Origin of the sequence: Couchioplanes caeruleus, from assembly GCF_003751945.1 — a bacterium.
Classification (GTDB): domain Bacteria; phylum Actinomycetota; class Actinomycetes; order Mycobacteriales; family Micromonosporaceae; genus Actinoplanes; species Actinoplanes caeruleus.
In genome coordinates this window covers 2,812,146-2,829,812 of the sequence record NZ_RJKL01000001.1, presented here as the reverse complement: position 1 = coordinate 2,829,812, position 17,667 = coordinate 2,812,146, and the positions used below count along the sequence as shown (strand labels likewise).

The following is a 17,667-nucleotide window of genomic DNA, read 5'->3' as shown; positions in this document are numbered from 1 at the left end:
ATCCAGGCTATCCGTCCAGGATGGCGGCGAACCGTTCCTCCGCGAGGTCGAGCTGGTCGAGGATGTGGTCCTTGGCGGCGAGCGACAGCGGGGTGTCCGCCCGTCCGACGAGCTCGCGCAGCTTCGGCACCAGCGGCCGGTACTTCATCGCCGAGCTGCGCGCCTTGTCATCCGTCGTGTGGATCACCCCCAGCCCGTTGTCGGTGAAGTCGCTGACCTTGATGACCCGCGCCCACGGATCTTGTTCGAGGCTGGCCGCCACGTGCGTGCGGTACTGCTCGTTCCGGTCGCGGTGCGGGTCGTACTCCGGGTTGGTGACCGAGCGGACCAGCTCGGCCACCCGCGGGCTGTAGCGTTTGGCCAGCGCGGCGACGGCCGAGTCGGTCAGCTCCTGATGACTCAGGTCGGAGGGCAGCTCGGCCAGCTCCGCGGGATGGTCCTCGACGGCGTCGTGCAGCAGCGCCGCCGTCAGCACGTCGACGTCCTGGATGCGGTAGTAACCCACGATGCGGATGGCCACCCGCAGCAGGTGGTTGAGATAGGGCTCCCGGACCCGCCGGTCGTCGGCGTGCAGCCGGGACGCGAGCGCCAGCGCGTCCTCGAGCTGCCGCCGGTCACCGTCCGGGAGGCGCGCGATCTCGAGGTTGAACCGGTCCCGCAGGCCTGCCTCGCCGTACACCTCGGTGATCGCGTGCAGCGGCATCGACAGCAGCATCCTTGGCGCCACCCGACCAGGTATACCGGACGAGGCCGTCCCGCGGGGCCCCGCTCAGGAAGGAATGTCGATCAGCGGCTCTTCCTTGACCGGCTGGCGCGGGGCTACGGGCCGCGGGGACGGCCGGCTGCCCGGCGTACGCCGGGCAGCCGACAGCGACGCCTGCTTGAGCGACCACGGGTGGTGGTTCTCGGCGTGCACGCCGCGCCGGGGGATGCCGGCACCGTCGGTGAACTCCTCCTCGGTCATGGCCTGCAGGGCGCTGAGCGCGACGCCGAGGATGGTGGCGGCACTGATCAGGGTGATCGGCACGATCATGAGCAGCGGCCGGATGCCGGTCGTCTGGCCGGACACGGTGTCGGCGAGCTTTACGCCCATGGCCGCCATGCCGGTGTAGTGCATGCCGCAGACCGCGACGGCCATGATCGCCGCGGCGCCGAGCATCGGCGCCCACCCCTTGACGGAGACGGTGAACCACAGCGCGGTGGTGGACGCGACCACGGCGATGATGCCGGAGGCGATGACCATCGGCAGGTCATAGTGGATCGTGCCGGAGACGTGCATGCCGGCCATGCCGGTGTAGTGCATCGCCAGCACGCCCGCGCCGGTCAGCACCCCCGCCAGGACGACCCGCGGCAGGCTGCGCCGGCCGTGCCCGACCACCATCAGGCCGAAGCCGACCGCGAGCACCGCCAGGCCGAGACTGATCATGGTCAGTCCGGGGCTGTAGCGGACCGGGCTCTGCGGCACCTCGAAGCCCAGCATCGCGGTGAAGTGCATGAGCCAGATGGCGGCGCCGCCGATGGAGAACGCCGCGATGATGAGCCATCGGCTGCGCCGCCCGCGGGTACGCGCGGAGCGGGCCCGGCCGGTGGAGAGCAGGCCCAGGAAGGACCCGAGCATCGCCACGAGGAAAGCGGCGATCGGGTTGAACGCACCATAGGTGAAGTGATGGACCTCGGCCACAGCCGGACACCTCGCGAAGATCGGGGGGATCGATTCGCTGAGGATTCAGCCATGAGTCCGATCTCCGACATCGCACTTCGTGTGCGTGTCACTACATAGTGAACCGGGGCCACCGTATGGCTGCCTGCGCATGACAGCCATACGGCGACCCCGGTGCGGGTCGGGGGGCCTAACTGCTGAAGATGCTCACACCGCCGGGGCCCACGAGCAGGCCGACGACGATCAGCACCACGCCCCAGAGGATCTGCCGCCGGAACAGCGCAAGGACGCCGGCGACCACGAGTACGACTGCGAGAATCCAGAGCAAAAGTTCCATGACCAGGTGATACCCGAGTGACGCGGGTTGAAAACGTGGTCTACACACGACGGAGGCCCCGTCCCTGAGGGAGCGGGGCCTCGCGGAGTAAATCGGGATCAGACGGACACGAGTTCGGCGTCCACATTCTCCGACAGCAACTGGTAGACGTTGTACGCCTGCTTGATGACCGCGTGGGCCACGTTGCGGACGGGCACCCCGCCCGGCGTACGCCCCCGTTCCGAGCCGTGGTGCGCGTGCCCGTGCAGGGCCAGCGCGGTCGGCGCCGAGTCGATCGCCTGCCCCAGCAGGTACGACCCCAGGAACGGGTAGATCTCCAGCGGCTCGCCCACCAGCGTCTCCGGCACGGGGGCGTAGTGCGTGAGCGCCACGAGCGCGTCGCAATCGAGGCCGCGCAGGGCCGCTCCCAGCTTTTCCGCGATCGCCTCGGTGGTGCCGATGAAGTCCTTCATCTCGCGCTCGCCGAACGCGCTGGCGCACGCCCCGGCGAACCCGCCGCCGAAGCCCTTGGCGCCGGCGATGCCCAGCCGGTGGCCGTTGAGCTCGAGCACCGTGCCGTCGCCCTCCAGCACGGTGATCCCGGCGTCGGAGAGCACCCGGGTGACCTCGGCCTCCTGGTCGCTCTGGTGGTCGTGGTTGCCGAGGACGACGACGACCGGCACGGCCAGCCCGCCGAACTCGGTCGCCATGCACCGCGCCTCCTCGACCGTGCCGTGGCGGGTGAGGTCCCCCGCGATCAGCAGCGCGTCGGCCACGTCCGGCAGGCGGTCCAGCGCGGGCCGGTAGCGGCCGACCACGTCCTTGTCCACGTGGACGTCGCCCACTGCGGCGATCCGGATCATGAAATCTCCTCCACCTCGGTGGGCGCCGCGGCGCGCACGATGCCGATGTCACAGGCGATCTCGAGGTCCGGGAACCGCGTCGTGATCTGCCGGCAGATTTCGTCGCGGCGCTCGGCGCTCTCGACATCGCCGCCGAGCACGATCAGGTGTTCCCGGCGCTGCAGGGTGATGCCCTGCTCGGCGACCGCGCCGGTCTCCGTCAGGAGGCGCTGGATCTCCGCCTCCGTGTACTCGTCGATGTGTGTTGTCATCTCATCCCCCCACGGTCAGCTGTGCACTACCCGGCTCCGGTACCACCTCGAGGCGGTCCAGCAGCACCAGGAACGCCTCCGCGTACGGCGACTTCGTGGTCTCCTGCCGTACCCGGTCCCAGTCGATCTGCTCGCGCAGCGAGCGGGCCACGGGCAGGCCGGTGGCGAAGTCGCAGTAGTGCTGGGTGTAACTGAGCAATTTGTGCACCATCAGCTGGGTCGCCGACAGCACGGGCATGCTGATCGCCTCGACCGGACGCATCACCGTGTCGCGCAGGGTGGCGTCGGTCACCGGCGACTCGACCGGCCGGTAGATCAGGTCCACCATCCGGCCCTCGTCGTAGACCTTCACCAGCCAGTCCTCCGGCGGCTGCGCCACCTCGAAACCGACCGCGGACAACTCGGCGAGGGCGCGTTCCTTGTCCTGTTCACGGATGAGGAAATCGACGTCGTGATCGCTGGAGTGCCCACCGTGGGCGTACACGGCGAAGCTGCCGCCGAGGGCGAACGGGATCTCCGCCTGCTTGAGGACGGAGGCGACCCGTTTGAGCGTGTTCACCAGGCCCTCGTCCACCCGATACGGCATGGCGTCTCCCTGTGTCGATTGATGTCCGTTTCCAGACGGAACGACTACCCGTCACGGCCCCATCTGTAACGCGAGGCGCCCGCTAGCCAAGGTCAAATTCGACTACTAAGCCCTATTTTGTACGCCCGGAGCACCTCGTCGCCGAAGAACCGACCGCGACACCGGGGGCTACCCTCGGTGGGTATGGTCCCCGGCCCAGTCCTCGTGCCAGCGTCCGCCGCCTCCGCCAAGCGTCCCCGCACCATCGCTCTGGTCGGCATCGACGGCTCCGGAAAGACGACCCAGGCGCACCTGCTGGCGACCACGCTGGCGGCTCGCGGCCTGCCCGCCAGCTACCGCCGCAACGCGGGTGGCCGGCGCTGGTTCGGCCGGCTCGCGGCCGCGCTGGGCCGGCGCGACGGCGAACACCTGCTCGGCCGCAGGGCCATGCTGGTGGTCGAGTCCGTGCTGCGCTGGCTGGCGATCCTGCGCACCCTGCTGCGCCGGCGCATCACCGGTGAGGTCGCCGTCATGGACCGCTACGCCGTGTGCCAGTACGCCAGCATCCGCGCCCACGCCAAGACGCCCCGCCCGGAGCGCTTGAACCGGGCCGAGCGGCGGGCGCGGTTCGCATACCGGATCTTCCCGCGCCCCGACGTGACGTTCCTGCTGGCGGTCGACCCCGAGGTGGCCTACGACCGCATCGAGCGCCGCGGGTACGACCACGAGGAGATGTCTTACCTGTGCGCGGCGTCCGCGGCCTACCGGTCCCTGCCGGAGTACGACGACTTCGTGGTGATCGACGCGAACGGCACGCCGGAGCAGGTCCAGGCCGCCCTTCTGGCCCACCTGTCGCCCCCGGTCCCGCCGGCCCACCAGGATGCGCCGGCCCCGCTCGCCCGCCAGGGCGCTCCGGCCGGGCCGATCGAGGGCGCTCCGGCCGGGCCGATCGAGGGCGCTCCGGCCGGGCCGATCGAGGGCGCTCCGGCCGGGCCGATCGAGGGCGCTCCGGCCGGGCCGATCGAGGGCGCTCCGGCCGGGCCGGTCCAGGGTGCTCCGGCCGTGCCGGTCGCATCCGGTGTGCCGACCTCGTCGGGCTCGCACACCCGCGCCGTGCTGGTGGGGACCGCGGCGCTGGCCGCGGCGGCAGCCGCCCTGACCCTTCAGCTCACCGAGGTCTTCTGAGCCGTCCCGCCGTGATCTCCTGCGCCGGGCCGCCTCCGGCGCGGGTCTCGGTTGCTACGCCCTGCCGTAGACGGGGATGGTCGCGCCGCTGGTCGGCGCCGACTCGTCGCCGGCCAGGAAGGCGATCACCCGGGCGATCTCGGCGGGGGTAACCCAGCGGGTGTGGTCGGCGTCCGGCTGCTGCCGGCGGTTGAGCGGGGTGTCGATCACGCTCGGCAGCACCGTGTTCGCCCGTACGCCGTCCTTGCGGTACTCGACCGCGACGGCGTTGGCGAATGCGAGCACCGCGGCCTTGGCGGTGATGTATCCGGCCGCTCCGGCGAACGGAGCGACGGCGGCGCGGGACGAGACGCACACCACAGAACCGCCGCCGGCCGCCACCAGATGGGGCAGCGCCGCCGCGGTCACCAGGTACGTCGGCCGCAGGTTCAGCCGCAGCATCGCCTCGAAGTCGTCCACCGGGGTCTCGTGCACGCGGCCGCCCATCGCGAAGCCGCCCACCAGGTTGACCACGGCCCTCAGGGGCGCGCCCGGCTCCGCCGCGGCGAGCGCCACGGCCGCGGCAACGTCCTCCGGCACGCCGAGGTCGGCCTCGATGCCCGTCACGCCCGCGGGCAGCCGAGCCATCGCGCCGGCTCGTACGGGCGCCACCACGCGCCACCCCGCGTCGCGCAGGATCTCCGTGACCGCGCCACCGAGCCCGCCGGCTCCACCCGTCACCACCGCAGTGCGCTCTGTCATGAGCGTCACCGTAGTCCGCGGCGGCCAGGGCGCCGCTCCGTCGTCCGGCGGGCTCTCCCGGCTGTGTTCTCCATCACTGTCCGTGTGGCCGACGCGGATAGCGGAAACGGCGAGGGAGCTCGATGGTCGCCCATGCGGGGGTCACCCGGATGGGCTAGTGATCTGCGGCGGGATGTGCCGCATGGTGTCAGGGGCTCCCGGGCCTCGAGCGGCGCCGGGATCTTCGCCATGGCATTTGCATCAAGCCTGGGGGCAACCTGTCGATGCTGGGCGTGAACCCAACTGGCTACCGAGCCGTACTGGGTAGTGATGAGCGTCGCAAGGCTATCCGTGACGCCCGTCGCTGTGACGGATGAGGGGCTGATGGTGTCATGTATGGGGCGAAGGGTATGCGTCGATGCACGCACCCAGCGCCGGGTGCGGCTCCGAATGCCTTCCCTGGGAGCGCTCTTCAGTAAGTATCCACGCGGCTCTCAGGTGACGCTCAGGCATTCGTGACACTTTCGACCCACCAGCCGGAATCAGTGCAGGGCGCCACTTGTTGTGTAGGTGTCAGCACCGCAATGCACGAACTGCGGACGTTACGGGGAGGGCTGATGGACGCAGGAATTGCCCGTAACAGGGTTAGTGAAGGCAATGAGGGGACCGTGGGCAACGTGGAGAAGAACACCGTGATGCGGACGGACGAAGTCGCCGAGGAGCGCGACCTCGTCGGCGTCTACCTGCACGAGATCTCCCGGACGCCGCTTCTGGATGCCGCCAGGGAGGTCGACCTCTCCAAGGCAATCGAGGCCGGCCTCTATGCCGAGCACCTGCTCGACAGCGGTGACGTCCGTCGCGGCGTGAGCCGGGAGGAACTGGAGCGCCTGGTCGTCGAGGGCGAGCGGGCCAAGGACCTGTTCATCCGGGCCAACCTGCGCCTGGTGGTCTCTATCGCACGCCGGTACGTGCGCTCGGGCATGCCGATGCTCGACCTCATCCAGGAAGGCAACACCGGCCTGGTCCGCGCCGTGGAGAAGTTCGACTACGAGCGCGGCTACAAGTTCTCGACGTACGCGACGTGGTGGATCCGCCAGGCGATCAGCCGGGCGATCGCGCAGCAGGAGCGCACCGTGCGCCTGCCCGTGCACCTCGTCGAGGACGTCAACCGGATGCGCAACGTCACCCGCCAGCTCGTCCGCGAGCTCGGTGCCGACCCGGAGCCCGCGCAGGTCGCCGCGGCGCTGGGCGTGACGGTCGAGCGCGTCACCGAGCTGACCCGCTGGGCCCAGGACACCGTGTCCCTGGACACCCCGGTGGGCGACGACGGCGACACCAACCTCGGCGACCTGGTCGCCGACAGCGACGCGCCGTCGCCGGAGGAGATCGTGCTCACGGCGCTCGAGCGCCAGCGCATCGAGGGCCTTCTCAACCACCTCGACGACCGGTCGGCGGGCATCATGCGCGCCCGGTACGGCCTCGAGGACGGGCGGGAGCACTCGCTGACCGAGGTGGCGTCGCGCTTCTCGCTCTCGCGGGAGCGGATCCGCCAGCTCGAGATCCAGGCCCTGGGCCGGCTGCGTGAGCTGGCCCGCGCCGAGGGTCTGCAGGCCGCCTGAGCCTGAACCGGCACCTCTCCCTCCTCGTAGCCGACGAAGGCCGGTGTCCCGTAAGGGACACCGGCCTTCTCCGTGCGCGGACTCCGTGCGCGGACTCCGTGCGCGGACTCCGTGCGCGGACTCCGTGCGCGGACTCCGTGGGCCTTATCCGGGCATGGCCTTTGCCGGTCTTCTCCGGGGCACGGGAAAGGCCGGCGCTCCCCGAGGGGAGCACCGGCCTTCCGCGGTCGTGCGTTACGGCGTGATCAACGCACCCGGCCGTATCCGTACGGCGGCATGATATCGATCGATACCTTGCTGATCGGCTCGCCGGGCACCGACGCGTGGATGATCTGTCCGCCGCCGACATAGATGCCCACGTGGGCGAGCCCGCGGTAGAACACCAGGTCGCCGGGTTCGAGCTGAGACCGGCTGACCCGACTCGTCTCGTTGAACTGCGCCGCGGCGTTGTGGGGCAGGCTCTTGCCCGCGGCACGCCAGGCAGCGGAGGTCAGGCCCGAGCAGTCGTAGGAGTTCGGACCGCCGGAACCGTACGAGTACGGCTTGCCGATCTGGTTGTACGCGAACGTGACGGCCACCCCGGCATCGCCGGAGATGTCGGGGATGTCCCCGGTGTAGGCCGAGCCGCTCTCGGTCGCCCGGCCGAACGCCGCCGTGCGCATGGCGTACAGCTCCTTGAGGTCAGCCTCGATCTTCTTCTTGCGGGCGCCGAGCTCCTTGACCTCGGCCTCCTGCTTGTCCTGGGTGGCCTTCAGGGCGGCCTGACGCTGGGAGAAGGTCTGCGTCGTGGTCGTGTAGGTGTTGATGTCGCGCTGCCGAGTGCGGGACAAATGCTCCAGAATGGACATGCGGTCCATCAGGCTGTCCGTGCCCTCGAGTACGACGTTCATGGTGCCGACCTGACCGGTCTTGTACGCCGAGGCCGCGATGACCTGCATCTGCGAGCCGGCCGCCTCGAGCGCCGCCTTGGCGGGCGCGAGCGACGCGGCGAGCTTCTTCTCCTCGGCGTTCGTCTTCTTCAGGCTGAGCCGCATCTTGTTGTACGACTCGACGACGTCTTCGAGCTGGTGCGAAGCCTTCTCGATCTTCTTCTTGAGCTCCGTCGCGGAAGGCGCCGCGTGCGCGGCGGGTGCGACGGTGCTGGAGATCACGATCGCCAGGGCGGCAACCACCAGGGCGCGTAGCCTCGTGCGGGCGTGTGGCAACGTTACGTGGCCTTTCTTCCGCTGTGCCGCCTACCGGGTTAGCTGACGGATTCGGGCGGGAAGAAGGCCCTACCGCGGAACGCGGATTCACCCCAGGTGCTACTTCGGTGGTTCCCCGGATCGTCGAGGCGGTCCCGGTGCCCCGGGGGAGGGGTCACCGATTCCGCCGTCGGGACTCGGCGGCGTCGGCCGGCGCCACCGGTGTGGCTGCGGACCGGACCAACCGCACCAACTTATCGGCGATCTCGATTAACACAAGAGCCGGAAGAGTGACGTGCGCCAATTAGGGCAATGATCCGAATGATCCCGATAACCGAATGCAATGCGGCCGACCCGCAGCGTTACTTCTCTATTTCTTCGCCATCGCGACCGGCGTGTCCATCGGCTGGACGGCCCACTTGCGGGTGACGACGTGCTCGGCCCAGAAGGAGAGCAGCGGCACCGTGCCGGCGAGCATCACGAGCAGCATCCGGCCGAGCGGCCAGCCCGCACGGCGGCTCACATCGAACGTGGCCACCAGGTAGACCATGTAGAGGAAACCGTGGAAAGGCCCGACGGCGGCGACCACGGTGTCGTCGTCACCGGCGTACTTCAGCGGCATGCCCACCAGCACGAGCGCGATCAGGACCACGCCGACGATCCAGGCGATGATCCGGTAGCGGGTGAGGGCTCCCTGCACGATCCACGTCCTTACTTGATGCCGCTCTTGCGTCCGGGGTAGTCGCCCGGCCGCGCCCCGGGGTGGGCGTTGAGCCAGGCGAGATAGTCGTTGTAGGCGTCGAGCTCCGGGTCGCTGCCGGCCGGGGGAGCCTGCCGGTTCACCGAGGCCCGCACCGGCCGCCGCACCGTGACCGGAGCATCCGCGGCCGAGCCGGCAGTGCTCCGGGCGTCCTGTTCCACCGCCGGCTTTTCTGTCCGCTGGCGGCGGGACCTGAGCTCCTGCTGCACCTCGCGAAACCACAGAAAACCGACGAAGGCCGCGAAGACCGGCCATTCGACGGTGTAGCCCCAGCTCAGGGTGTTGCCGCCGGTCGCGCGGCTGAACTGCCACCAGCCCAGGCCCAGGAAGCCCGCGATGAGGACGAGGGCGACCACGTGGCGCACGATCCACGCCGGGGTCCACAGCGCTCTCATGCGTCGAGCGTACCGGCAGCCTCGGCCGGGCCGGGCCGCCGCTGCCGTCGGTCCGGGGCCGCGGTGTGCGGCAGGGGTTTGACCGAAGGCCACCCGGGCAACCGTTGCGGCAAGCACCGAGAGAGGAAGAGATCATGAGCGACTCCGAGGTCGGCGACCGTGTCGGCACCGAGCAGGGCATAGACCCGTCGGGTCTCGCCGACGACGATCTGCTCCGCGAGCTCGGCAGCCTGCACCGGACGCGGCTCGCGACGCTGCGGCACGGCCCTGACGCGGCGCTCGCCAATCATCTGCGGCGTACGGCCGAGTTGGAGACCGAGTACCTGGCCCGTCATCCCGGGCGCGAGGTCGATCCGCACCGGCTCACCCAGGATTTCTGAGAGGAACCGCATGACTCCCTCGGTACGCGCCCGGCTCGACCGGTTGCGTCGGCAGTACGCCCCTCACGAGCACCGGCCCCTCGGCGGATACGCGGCCATGATGGGCACCTTCGGGGTGCTCGCGGGAAGCCTGGGCGTCGCCGCGAAGATCACCGGTCGTGCGGTGCCGGAGCGTCCCTCCGTCGCGGACGTCGTCCTGATCTCGATCGCCACCCACAAACTGAGCCGGCTGATCGCCAAGGACTCGATCACCAGCCCGCTGCGGGCACCCTTCACCCGCTACGCCGAGTCCGGCGGCAGCGGGGAGGTCAACGAAGAGGTACGCGACCACGGCGGCAGCGTGCGCCACTCGATCGGCGAGCTGGTTAGCTGCCCCTTCTGCCTGGCGGTCTGGATCGCCACCGGCCTGACCAGCGGCCTGGTGTTCGCCCCGCGGCTCACCCGGCTGGCGGCCACCGTCTTCACGGCGACGGCGGCCTCGGACTTCCTGCAGATGGCGTACTCGCTCGCCAAGGAGGCCGCGGAAGGCGTCCCGGCGCGAAGCGAGGAGGAGGAGCGGCTCGGGCAGCAGACGTTCGGCCGCGCGCTCGCGTAAGCCCGACCTGCACCGGCCTTCGTCAGGGTGGGCCGTCCTTCTCCATGCCCGACCAGCCGCGCGGGCTCTCCTGCTCGCCCGTGTCGCGATCCTCGACGACGGCGCGCTCCACGGCCGTGTCGGCGTGCTCCCCGGCGAAGTCGCTCGCGCCGTCCGGGGTGCCGTCGTCGTCACCCAGGGCGGGCAGGCGTTCGTTCTGCTGCTGCGTCATGTCGCTCGACTACCCGGGAGGTCGGCGCGCAAACGATGGTGCGGTCCGTACGCCGGAATGAATGTGGTCCAGGTCACATTTGCTACCGGAATCATGGGGTGCTGCCGACGGTTGAGGGCAGATGCCGGTGTGCCCAGTGTCCCCGGGCCTCACCCATAGCCTTCGCGGAATACCGTCCGGCTGGAGCCGCGTTGAGCCACTCGCCGCGAGGCGACCTGCGCACCGGCATCCTCGTCACGCCGCCCCCGGACCCGTCCGGGGGCGGCGTCGTTTCCGGAGTTTTCGAGGCCGCCGATCGCGGGTACCGGACGGATATGAGTGATGATCGGGTGCGGCGGCGTGCGGTTGACCTGCTGCCGGAGGAGCGGGCCGCGGGAAGCGCCGACCCGCGGGCCCAGGCCGAGGCGATTCTCGCCGAGTCGGACGAGCGCGAGGAGGACCCGGGCGCCGCGCCGAGCACATTCCTGGAACATCGCGCGTCGGGCCAGACGGTTACGCCCGCGGATGGCACCCGTTAGTGGACACCACTTTCGTGTTCACGGATGAGCATGGCAATATCGGGCAAATGTCTGCCCCGGAACGGAGCACAGAGCGGCGGTCGGCGGCGCGTCTCGGCAAGCCGGCGAACGCCGTGGGCAAGCCCGACCCGAGCCGGCTCGGCGTTCGCGGGCGGTCCCGGCGCGAGGCGGAGACAGCGCTCTCCGTCGCCGCCCTGCCCGCCTCGGACGGCGCCCTGCCGGGCGTGGGAGGTGTCCCGCACGGAGCCGGGGCCTCGCCCGCCGATGACACGCAGAGCGGAGATACCGACCCTCGGCGGCGCCGCGGGGGGCGCAACGGCCGCCGGAGCGGCGGCCACAACAGCCGGCGGCCCGTTCGGGCGGCCCAGAGGGGCCGCCAGGGCGCCAACATGACGGCGGGTAAGCGCGGGGCCAAGGACCGCGCCTCGTCGCGCCAGGCCGACCGTGGCGGCGCTCCCGAGGGTCAGTCTGGGCGCGGCGCCGTTCCGGAGGGTCAGGCCACGAACGGTGGCGCGGCGCCGCACCCGGTCGAGGTGGCCGGGCTTCTGCACGAGTTGTCCGCCCTGCTGCTCGGCACCGACGACGTCGCGCAGGCGCTCGACCGGCTCGCCGTCTTCACCGCGGGCGCGGTGCCGGGCGCGGTGCGCTGCTCGGTGGCGCTGATCGGCGAGGGCGGCCCGCCCACCCTTGCCGCATCCGGTCCGCGGGCCCAGGCCCTCGACGATCTCCAGTACGCGATCGGCGACGGCCCCGGGCTGGAAGCGGCCCGGACCCGCGCGGTCGTCGCCGTTACCGACCTCTCCGCGGACGGGCGCTGGCCCGAACTGGCCGAGCGCGCCCGGGACGAGGGAGTGCGCGCCGTCGCGTCGATCCCGCTGGATCTGCGGCGGTCGGCCGTCGGCGCGGTGACCTTGTTCGCCGACCGGCCGGGAATCGAGCCGGAGACGCTGCTCACCGCGATGGCGGTGGTCGGGCAGGCCGAGCTGCTCCTCGGCGAGGTCCACCGCCGGGCGGGGCAGTGCTCGGACTCGGCCGTCGACCGTGCCGCCGGTGTGATCATCGCTCAGCGCGGCTGCGGCGTCCGGGAGGCCTACGACGTGCTGCGCGACACCTCGCAGCGGCTCGGCCTGCCGCGCGAGGAAGTCGCCGAGCGCCTGATCGCCGCCGCGGCCCGCTACGCCGACACCTGATCCGCCGCCACGGCGGCGGGTTACTTCGAGACGCTCTGGACGACCTCGAACTCGAGCAGGTCGGCGCCGGTCGCCACCGGACGGGCCCGCTCACCCGAATGCGCGGCGCGGCCCATGCCGGAGGACCAGGCCTGGAAGTGCTCCTCGCTCTCCCAGCGGGTGTAGACGAAGTACCTGGTCTCGCCCGCCACCGGACGCAACAGCTCGAAGCCTAGGAATCCCTCGGCCTTCTCCACCGCACCCTGCCGGGCCGCGAAGCGCTTCTCCAGCTCGGGGCCCGCGCCCTCGGGGACGTCGATCGCGTTGATTTTCACCACTGCCATGGACACAGGGTACGAGCACGGGCTGCGCCCGTACCCCGCGGAGGTTGTCAGCGAGCTCCTCCGCTTGCCGCGGCGGCGGCCGCTTCGTCGGCGCGCTGCTGCTGGGCCGAGCGCTGCGACAGCGCGATCTCCGGCAGGAAGAAGACGACGACCAGGCCGATCGCCATGACCGCGAGCGCCAGCAGGTACACGACCTGGATGCCGTCGGAGAAGCCGACCTTGAACGGGTGGGCGAGCGCCTCCGGCAGCTCGCTGAGGAACGACGTGTCGCTCAGGTCGACGCCGCCTCCGCCCTGTGGCGAGGGCACCCCGGCCTCCGTGTACGCATCCTTGATCTTGGTAGGCAGCACGTTGAAGAGCACCGACAGGAAGACCGCGGTGCCGAGAGTGCCGCCCATGGAGCGGAAGAACGTCACCGAGCTGGTCGCCACGCCGATCTCCCGCGGCGACACGGCGTTCTGCACCGCGGTGATCATCGGCTGCATGTTGCCGCCGAGGCCCAGGCCCATCAGCACCATGATCAGCATGGTCTTCCAGAGCGGGGTGTCCGCGCCGATCAGCGCGAAGAGCGCGAGCGAGATGGCCATGAGGATGCTGCCGATGATCGGGAAGATCCGGTAGCGACCGGTACGGGCGATGAGCTGCCCCGCGGTGATCGAGCCGGCCATGATGCCGACCACGAACGGGATCATCTGCAGGCCCGCGACGGTGGGGGAGCTGCCCTTGACGATCTGCAGGTACAGCGGGACGGTCATGAGCCCGCCGAACATCGCCATGCCGAGGATCGTGCTGGAGATCGAGCCGACGGCGACCGTACGGTTGCCGAACAGCCGCAGCGGCAGCAGCGCCTCGTCCTTGTACGCGCGCTCGGCCAGCACGAACGCCACCAGCCCGATGCCGCCGATCAGGTAGCAGGCGATGGCGCGGGGGGAGTCCCAGCCCCACTCGCGGCCCTGCTCGGCCACGGTCAGCAGCGGCACCAGGCCGACGATGAGCGCGACCGCGCCCGGCCAGTCGATGCGGTGGTCGGTGCGGTGGTGCGGCAGATGCAGGACGCGGGCCACCACGATCATCGCCGCGATGCCGATCGGGACGTTGAGGTAGAAGACCCAGCGCCAGCCGTCGATCCAGAGGATCTGGTCGGCGCCGGCGAAGAAGCCGCCGAGGATCGGGCCGATGACGCTCGCCGTACCGAAAACCGCGAGGAAGAAGCCCTGGTACTTCGCGCGTTCGCGGGGCGGGACGATGTCGCCGATGATCGCCAGGGCCAGCGACATCAGGCCGCCGGCGCCGATGCCCTGGATCGCGCGGAAGGCGGCCAGCTCGTACATGCTCTGCGACAGCCCGCAGAGGATCGAGCCGAGGATGAACACGCCGATCGCGAACAGGAAGAACGGCCGGCGCCCGTAGATGTCGGAGAGCTTGCCGTAGAGCGGGGTGGAGATCGTCGACGTGATGAGGAACGCCGTCGTCGCCCAGGCCTGCAGGTTGAAGCCGTCGAGGTCGTCGGCGATGGTCCGGGTCGCCGTGGCCATGATGGTCTGGTCGAGCGCCGCGAGGAACATGCCCATCATCAGGCCGATCAGCACCGTGATGATCTGGCGGTGGGTGAATTCCCCGGAAGGTTCGGCGCCCTCTGCGCCGGCGCCCGGCCCGGCCGCCGTCCCTGCGGTGGTGCTGGAGTTGGTCACGCGCTCTCCCGTGCTGATACGGCTGGGTCGCTGCGCAGCCGCGCCTCGACGGAGCTGTTGAATTCTTCGAAGAGGCCGGCGAACGCGCCCACGCGCTCTGCCGGCCAGTCACTGAGCGTCTCGCTGATCAGGACCAGTCGCGCCTCCTGCAGGCGCTGGCAGGCGGTGAGCCCGGCGTCGGTGACGGTCAGCCGGGACGCGCGCCCGTCGGCCGGATCCGCCTCCCGGCGGGCAAGGCCGGCCTTGACGAGCTGCGCCGCCTGCCGGCTGATCGTGGACGGGTCGGCGCCCTTGACCTCGGCCAGGTCGGTGACTCGCAACGGTCCCATCTGGCACAGGGGGAACAACAGCATCAGGGCGGAGAACTCGGCGCCGAGATCTCCGGCGTTGAGCATGCTCTTCGCGCGTGCGCCGAGGCGGAAGAACCGCTGAAGTTCGTCGGCCAGCCGGGAGACGGCCTCCTCGCCGTTCTGCTGCATGCTGCACTCCCCGTCAATATGCGTGCAGCCTACAACTTATTGGTTGGTGAAAGCATCGTGTTTCGCATCTCCCAGACGGCGGTGACCAGCGTTTCCGTCTCCTCCAGGGCCGCCGGCACCGGCACGGTGTATTCCGCCCTGCGGATGAACAGCCGCTCAGGGAAGTACCCCCGACCCGGGTCGCCAACCAGGATCAGGGCGCCCGAGGCGGCGACCGGGCGCAGGGCGGAGGTCATGCGGTCGGCGACCGTACGGGTGTAGAACACGTCCCCGGCCAGCACGACGTCGGCCGGGCCGGCCTCGGTGACGTCGGCGGCGCGGGCCCGGACCGTCACCCCGTTGGCCGCGGCGTTCCGCCGGGTTGCCTCCGCCGCCGCGGGATCGAGGTCCAGCGCCTCGACGCTCGCCGCGCCCGCCCGGGCCGCCGCGATGGCCGCGACGCCGGATCCGGCGGCGATGTCCAGTACCCGCCGGCCCGCGACGATCCGGGGATGGTCGAGGACGTAGCGCGCGAGGGCCTGGCCGCCGGCCCAGACGAAGGCCCAGAAGGGCGGCGGGACGTCGCTGCGGAATTCGCCCCCGGTCGCGTCGAACAACCCCGTGTCGCCGCCGGCGAGGTGCAGGGAGATCTCCGGAGCCAGGGGTACGGGAAGAAGCTCGGTTCGCACCCGGGCATTCTCGGCGTCGCAGCGAGGGGACGCCTGGCATTTAGCCGTACGGTGCGGGGCTTATGCGGTGATTTTCCCCGGAGCCGGCGCCGACGCGTGGTGCGTCTCACGGAGGGCCTGCCGGGCCTTGTCCATGATCGCCCGAGCGTGCTCGGAGGCGGGGTCGAGGTCGAGCGCCTGCTGCGCGAGGGTGAGCGCCGTCCGCGGGTCGCCGATCGCCGAGGCATACCCGGCCGCGTCCAGCAGGGCGGTCACCACCCGCACGCGGTAGCGCTCGCGGGCGTCGGCGGCCCAGCGCGGCTGCTCGACGTCCTCCAGCAGCGGGCGCCCCGCGAGGTGTGCCGCCGCCGTCAACGGGCGCAGGGCCCGGCTCGCCGTACGCCCGGACGCGGCGGCCACCAGTTCCTCGAAGCGGGCGACGTCGACGCGTACCTGCTCGGCCACCAGGGCGTAACCGCCGCCGGCCGTGGTGATCACCGATTCCGGATCCGCGTCGGGATCGAGCCGGTGGCGCAAAAGGGACAGATGACTCTCCATCGTGTCCTCGGCGGTGGCGGGTGGCCGTCCGGCCCACAGCATGTCGGCCAGCTCGTCCTTGCGCAGCGCGCCGTGCAGCGCGAGCAGGGCCAGGATCTGCCGCGGCTCCGCGCCGCCGAGGTCCTCGCCGGAGAGCCGCACTCCCCGGGTGCGAACCTCGAGGCGACCGAAAAGCTGGATTTCGTACATGACGTATCACCCTGTACGGGGGACGGTCGTGCGACAAGCCACCGCCACGGTGAACAGAACCCCGAAAGCGAGGGGTGGGTTCCGCCGAAGATACGAGTTTTGGCGGCCGCTCGTCCTCATCCCTCCGGCGGGCGGGCACTGCGGTCGGCTTGGCTCGGATGTGCTGTCAGACTGTTGGTACGCCTTGGCTTCGCGACACGGACACATAGACTTCCAGCGCTGGCGGATCAGGAGGCGTGAATGGTGAGCGAGGCGATCACGGTGCTCGTGGTGGACGGGCATCAGACGTTCGCCGAGCTGCTCGGTGTGGCGCTGGCCGGGCAGCCCGAGCTGCACTACCAGGGGCATGCGCGTACGGGTGAACAGGCCATCCGAATGGTCCAGGAGCTGCGCCCCAACGTGGTGCTGCTCGACCCGGACCTCCCGGACGCGGACGGCATCGCCATCGCCGAGCTGCTACGGCACCGCCTGCCCGACACCCGCTTCGTGATACTGACCGCGAACAACGAGTCCGCCCTGGTCGGGCGCGCGACCGCGGCCGGGGCGTCGGGCTTCCTGTCGAAGAACGGCCCGCTCGGCGACGTGATGAACGCCATCCGCACCGCGCACGGCGGCGGCATGACGGTGTCGACCGACATCCTCGCGCGTCTGTTGCGCAGCACCGCCCCGGTCGTCGGCCCGCGGGCCGGTGGGCTCACGGCGCGTGAGCACGAGGTGCTGGTGCTGATGGGCTCCGGCCTCGACCCGCGGGCGATCGCCCGGCGGCTCGGCATCAGCGTGCATACCTGCCGTGGCTACGTGAAGGCCGTGCTGGGCAAACTCGGCGCGCACAGTCAGCTCGAGGCGGTCGCGGTGGCCACCCGCAGGGGCCTGCTGCGGCCCGACGGACATAACGCAGAGTAGTTCACTCTCTCACTCATCCGCGTGGCTACGGAATCCGTACCACTCGCCGGAGCGCCCGGAGGCCGGCGCCGCGGGTGGGGGAGGGATTCGCGTGGAACGTCTGAGCGGCGATTCGTCCGATGTGTCCGTGGTGCTGGCCAACTTGCCGGCCAGTTCAGGTGCCGACTGGGCCAATAGGGACAAAAGATCGTTGAATCGCGGTCCCGGAGCCGACCCGCTGCCGTACCGGCGACCGCCTGCGGACAGCGCGCTCCGTGACGAGTGGGAGGACAGCATGGCCGACTCCGGGAGCTGGAACGCTTTCGCCGCGCCCTCGGAGGGTGGTCGCCCACCCACACCCGAGCCGGAGTTCGGTCCCGCACCGCCGGCCACGGGCGGGCGTACGTCGTTCGGCGTGAGCGCCGGGCCGATCAGCGGCAACTGGCGCGAGGATCGTCCGGTCCCCGGCGGCCCGGGCACGCCCGC

Annotated in this window: 22 protein-coding genes, 1 pseudogene and 1 riboswitch; of the genes and pseudogenes, 7 read left to right on the top strand and 16 right to left on the bottom strand. The window is 70.7% G+C overall.

The annotated features are described in order from the left end of the window. Nucleotides 1–7: 7 nt before the first annotated feature. The 6 genes from EDD30_RS12480 to EDD30_RS12460 all read right to left on the bottom strand — a co-directional run bounded on the left by EDD30_RS12480 (nucleotide 8) and on the right by EDD30_RS12460 (nucleotide 3,676). Complete coding sequence (locus EDD30_RS12480; RefSeq protein WP_071807372.1) at nucleotides 8–715, bottom strand: HD domain-containing protein; 708 nt, start codon at nucleotides 713–715, stop codon at nucleotides 8–10. Between the two features lie 54 nt (nucleotides 716–769). Continuing rightward, nucleotides 770–1,681: an MHYT domain-containing protein gene (locus tag EDD30_RS12475; protein ID WP_071807371.1), complete on the bottom strand. Its 912-nt coding sequence runs from the start codon at nucleotides 1,679–1,681 to the stop codon at nucleotides 770–772. Between the two features lie 169 nt (nucleotides 1,682–1,850). After that, on the bottom strand, nucleotides 1,851–1,997 hold the full coding sequence (locus tag EDD30_RS39045) for a GPGG-motif small membrane protein (RefSeq protein WP_170047466.1): 147 nt from the start codon (nucleotides 1,995–1,997) through the stop codon (nucleotides 1,851–1,853). Between the two features lie 98 nt (nucleotides 1,998–2,095). Further along, entirely contained in the window at nucleotides 2,096–2,839 is a 744-nt protein-coding gene (locus EDD30_RS12470) for a metallophosphoesterase family protein (RefSeq protein ID WP_071807370.1), read from the bottom strand. Further along, entirely contained in the window at nucleotides 2,836–3,090 is a 255-nt protein-coding gene (locus EDD30_RS12465) for a hypothetical protein (RefSeq protein WP_071807369.1), read from the bottom strand. The genes EDD30_RS12470 and EDD30_RS12465 overlap by 4 nt, the downstream gene beginning before the upstream one ends. A gap of 1 nt (nucleotide 3,091) precedes the next feature. Then, a complete protein-coding gene (locus EDD30_RS12460; RefSeq protein WP_071807368.1) occupies nucleotides 3,092–3,676 on the bottom strand; it encodes a nucleotidyltransferase family protein in 585 nt (194 codons plus the stop codon). Nucleotides 3,677–3,859: 183 nt separating this feature from the next. On the opposite strand from EDD30_RS12460, the pseudogene EDD30_RS40565 reads away from it, so the two are divergent. Then, nucleotides 3,860–4,558 (top strand): annotated as a pseudogene (locus EDD30_RS40565) (dTMP kinase); the annotation flags it as partial. A gap of 336 nt (nucleotides 4,559–4,894) precedes the next feature. On the opposite strand, the gene EDD30_RS12450 reads toward EDD30_RS40565, so the two are convergent. After that, nucleotides 4,895–5,581 carry an SDR family NAD(P)-dependent oxidoreductase gene (locus EDD30_RS12450; RefSeq protein ID WP_071809786.1) on the bottom strand — a complete coding sequence of 229 codons (687 nt, stop codon included), beginning with the start codon at nucleotides 5,579–5,581 and terminating at the stop codon, nucleotides 4,895–4,897. A gap of 596 nt (nucleotides 5,582–6,177) precedes the next feature. On the opposite strand from EDD30_RS12450, the gene EDD30_RS12445 reads away from it, so the two are divergent. After that, complete coding sequence (locus tag EDD30_RS12445; protein WP_071809785.1) at nucleotides 6,178–7,179, top strand: sigma-70 family RNA polymerase sigma factor; 1,002 nt, start codon at nucleotides 6,178–6,180, stop codon at nucleotides 7,177–7,179. A gap of 245 nt (nucleotides 7,180–7,424) precedes the next feature. Here EDD30_RS12445 and EDD30_RS12440 read toward each other — a convergent pair whose 3' ends face one another. The 3 genes from EDD30_RS12440 to EDD30_RS12430 all read right to left on the bottom strand — a co-directional run bounded on the left by EDD30_RS12440 (nucleotide 7,425) and on the right by EDD30_RS12430 (nucleotide 9,518). Beyond that, entirely contained in the window at nucleotides 7,425–8,351 is a 927-nt protein-coding gene (locus tag EDD30_RS12440; protein WP_342353729.1) for a C40 family peptidase, read from the bottom strand. A 45-nt stretch (nucleotides 8,352–8,396) separates the two neighbouring features. Then, nucleotides 8,397–8,525: riboswitch (cyclic di-AMP (ydaO/yuaA leader) on the bottom strand. Nucleotides 8,526–8,733: 208 nt separating this feature from the next. Further along, the gene (locus EDD30_RS12435) at nucleotides 8,734–9,063 is read right to left on the bottom strand and encodes a DUF3817 domain-containing protein (RefSeq protein WP_071809783.1); all 330 of its coding nucleotides are present in this window, start codon (nucleotides 9,061–9,063) and stop codon (nucleotides 8,734–8,736) included. A gap of 11 nt (nucleotides 9,064–9,074) precedes the next feature. Further along, the gene (locus EDD30_RS12430; protein WP_071809782.1) at nucleotides 9,075–9,518 is read right to left on the bottom strand and encodes a hypothetical protein; all 444 of its coding nucleotides are present in this window, start codon (nucleotides 9,516–9,518) and stop codon (nucleotides 9,075–9,077) included. A 134-nt stretch (nucleotides 9,519–9,652) separates the two neighbouring features. On the opposite strand from EDD30_RS12430, the gene EDD30_RS12425 reads away from it, so the two are divergent. Both EDD30_RS12425 and EDD30_RS12420 read left to right on the top strand, forming a co-directional pair. Then, on the top strand, nucleotides 9,653–9,898 hold the full coding sequence (locus EDD30_RS12425; RefSeq protein ID WP_071809781.1) for a DUF6158 family protein: 246 nt from the start codon (nucleotides 9,653–9,655) through the stop codon (nucleotides 9,896–9,898). Nucleotides 9,899–9,908: 10 nt separating this feature from the next. Next, complete coding sequence (locus EDD30_RS12420) at nucleotides 9,909–10,493, top strand: DUF1360 domain-containing protein (RefSeq protein ID WP_071809780.1); 585 nt, start codon at nucleotides 9,909–9,911, stop codon at nucleotides 10,491–10,493. Between the two features lie 22 nt (nucleotides 10,494–10,515). Here EDD30_RS12420 and EDD30_RS12415 read toward each other — a convergent pair whose 3' ends face one another. Continuing rightward, nucleotides 10,516–10,704: a hypothetical protein gene (locus EDD30_RS12415; RefSeq protein ID WP_071809779.1), complete on the bottom strand. Its 189-nt coding sequence runs from the start codon at nucleotides 10,702–10,704 to the stop codon at nucleotides 10,516–10,518. Nucleotides 10,705–10,895: 191 nt separating this feature from the next. Here EDD30_RS12415 and EDD30_RS40560 point away from each other — a divergent pair, with 191 nt between their 5' ends. Together EDD30_RS40560 and EDD30_RS12405 are read left to right on the top strand one after the other, a co-directional pair. Continuing rightward, nucleotides 10,896–11,222, top strand: a complete 327-nt coding sequence (locus EDD30_RS40560) for a hypothetical protein (protein WP_244945220.1) — start codon at nucleotides 10,896–10,898, stop codon at nucleotides 11,220–11,222. Between the two features lie 47 nt (nucleotides 11,223–11,269). After that, the gene (locus tag EDD30_RS12405) at nucleotides 11,270–12,412 is read left to right on the top strand and encodes a GAF and ANTAR domain-containing protein (RefSeq protein ID WP_244945219.1); all 1,143 of its coding nucleotides are present in this window, start codon (nucleotides 11,270–11,272) and stop codon (nucleotides 12,410–12,412) included. Nucleotides 12,413–12,432: 20 nt separating this feature from the next. On the opposite strand, the gene EDD30_RS12400 is transcribed toward EDD30_RS12405, so the two are convergent. Genes EDD30_RS12400 through EDD30_RS12380 form a run of 5 tightly spaced genes read right to left on the bottom strand, consistent with a single transcriptional unit; the run spans nucleotide 12,433 to nucleotide 16,299 of the window. Continuing rightward, nucleotides 12,433–12,735: an antibiotic biosynthesis monooxygenase family protein gene (locus EDD30_RS12400; protein WP_071809778.1), complete on the bottom strand. Its 303-nt coding sequence runs from the start codon at nucleotides 12,733–12,735 to the stop codon at nucleotides 12,433–12,435. A gap of 47 nt (nucleotides 12,736–12,782) precedes the next feature. After that, complete coding sequence (locus EDD30_RS12395) at nucleotides 12,783–14,426, bottom strand: MDR family MFS transporter (protein WP_071809777.1); 1,644 nt, start codon at nucleotides 14,424–14,426, stop codon at nucleotides 12,783–12,785. Next, a complete protein-coding gene (locus EDD30_RS12390; protein WP_071809776.1) occupies nucleotides 14,423–14,905 on the bottom strand; it encodes a MarR family winged helix-turn-helix transcriptional regulator in 483 nt (160 codons plus the stop codon). The genes EDD30_RS12395 and EDD30_RS12390 overlap by 4 nt, the downstream gene beginning before the upstream one ends. 29 nt (nucleotides 14,906–14,934) lie before the next feature. After that, complete coding sequence (locus EDD30_RS12385) at nucleotides 14,935–15,573, bottom strand: class I SAM-dependent methyltransferase (protein ID WP_071809775.1); 639 nt, start codon at nucleotides 15,571–15,573, stop codon at nucleotides 14,935–14,937. Between the two features lie 60 nt (nucleotides 15,574–15,633). Further along, nucleotides 15,634–16,299, bottom strand: coding sequence for an AfsR/SARP family transcriptional regulator (locus EDD30_RS12380; RefSeq protein WP_071809774.1), 666 nt, complete (start codon nucleotides 16,297–16,299; stop codon nucleotides 15,634–15,636). 240 nt (nucleotides 16,300–16,539) lie between these two features. On the opposite strand from EDD30_RS12380, the gene EDD30_RS12375 reads away from it, so the two are divergent. Then, complete coding sequence (locus EDD30_RS12375) at nucleotides 16,540–17,202, top strand: response regulator (protein ID WP_071809773.1); 663 nt, start codon at nucleotides 16,540–16,542, stop codon at nucleotides 17,200–17,202. The last annotated feature ends 465 nt before the right edge of the window (nucleotides 17,203–17,667 follow it).

Coding starts and splice junctions, on each gene's coding strand:
- EDD30_RS12480 (WP_071807372.1), bottom strand. CDS start 715: ATGCTGCTGTCGATGCCGCTGCACGCGATCACCGAGGTGTACGGCGAG.
- EDD30_RS39045 (WP_170047466.1), bottom strand. CDS start 1,997: ATGGAACTTTTGCTCTGGATTCTCGCAGTCGTACTCGTGGTCGCCGGC.
- EDD30_RS12470 (WP_071807370.1), bottom strand. CDS start 2,839: ATGATCCGGATCGCCGCAGTGGGCGACGTCCACGTGGACAAGGACGTG.
- EDD30_RS12465 (WP_071807369.1), bottom strand. CDS start 3,090: ATGACAACACACATCGACGAGTACACGGAGGCGGAGATCCAGCGCCTC.
- EDD30_RS12460 (WP_071807368.1), bottom strand. CDS start 3,676: ATGCCGTATCGGGTGGACGAGGGCCTGGTGAACACGCTCAAACGGGTC.
- EDD30_RS12450 (WP_071809786.1), bottom strand. CDS start 5,581: ATGACAGAGCGCACTGCGGTGGTGACGGGTGGAGCCGGCGGGCTCGGT.
- EDD30_RS12445 (WP_071809785.1), top strand. CDS start 6,178: ATGGACGCAGGAATTGCCCGTAACAGGGTTAGTGAAGGCAATGAGGGG.
- EDD30_RS12430 (WP_071809782.1), bottom strand. CDS start 9,518: ATGAGAGCGCTGTGGACCCCGGCGTGGATCGTGCGCCACGTGGTCGCC.
- EDD30_RS12425 (WP_071809781.1), top strand. CDS start 9,653: ATGAGCGACTCCGAGGTCGGCGACCGTGTCGGCACCGAGCAGGGCATA.
- EDD30_RS12420 (WP_071809780.1), top strand. CDS start 9,909: ATGACTCCCTCGGTACGCGCCCGGCTCGACCGGTTGCGTCGGCAGTAC.
- EDD30_RS12415 (WP_071809779.1), bottom strand. CDS start 10,704: ATGACGCAGCAGCAGAACGAACGCCTGCCCGCCCTGGGTGACGACGAC.
- EDD30_RS12405 (WP_244945219.1), top strand. CDS start 11,270: ATGTCTGCCCCGGAACGGAGCACAGAGCGGCGGTCGGCGGCGCGTCTC.
- EDD30_RS12400 (WP_071809778.1), bottom strand. CDS start 12,735: ATGGCAGTGGTGAAAATCAACGCGATCGACGTCCCCGAGGGCGCGGGC.
- EDD30_RS12390 (WP_071809776.1), bottom strand. CDS start 14,905: ATGCAGCAGAACGGCGAGGAGGCCGTCTCCCGGCTGGCCGACGAACTT.
- EDD30_RS12380 (WP_071809774.1), bottom strand. CDS start 16,299: ATGTACGAAATCCAGCTTTTCGGTCGCCTCGAGGTTCGCACCCGGGGA.
- EDD30_RS12375 (WP_071809773.1), top strand. CDS start 16,540: ATGGTGAGCGAGGCGATCACGGTGCTCGTGGTGGACGGGCATCAGACG.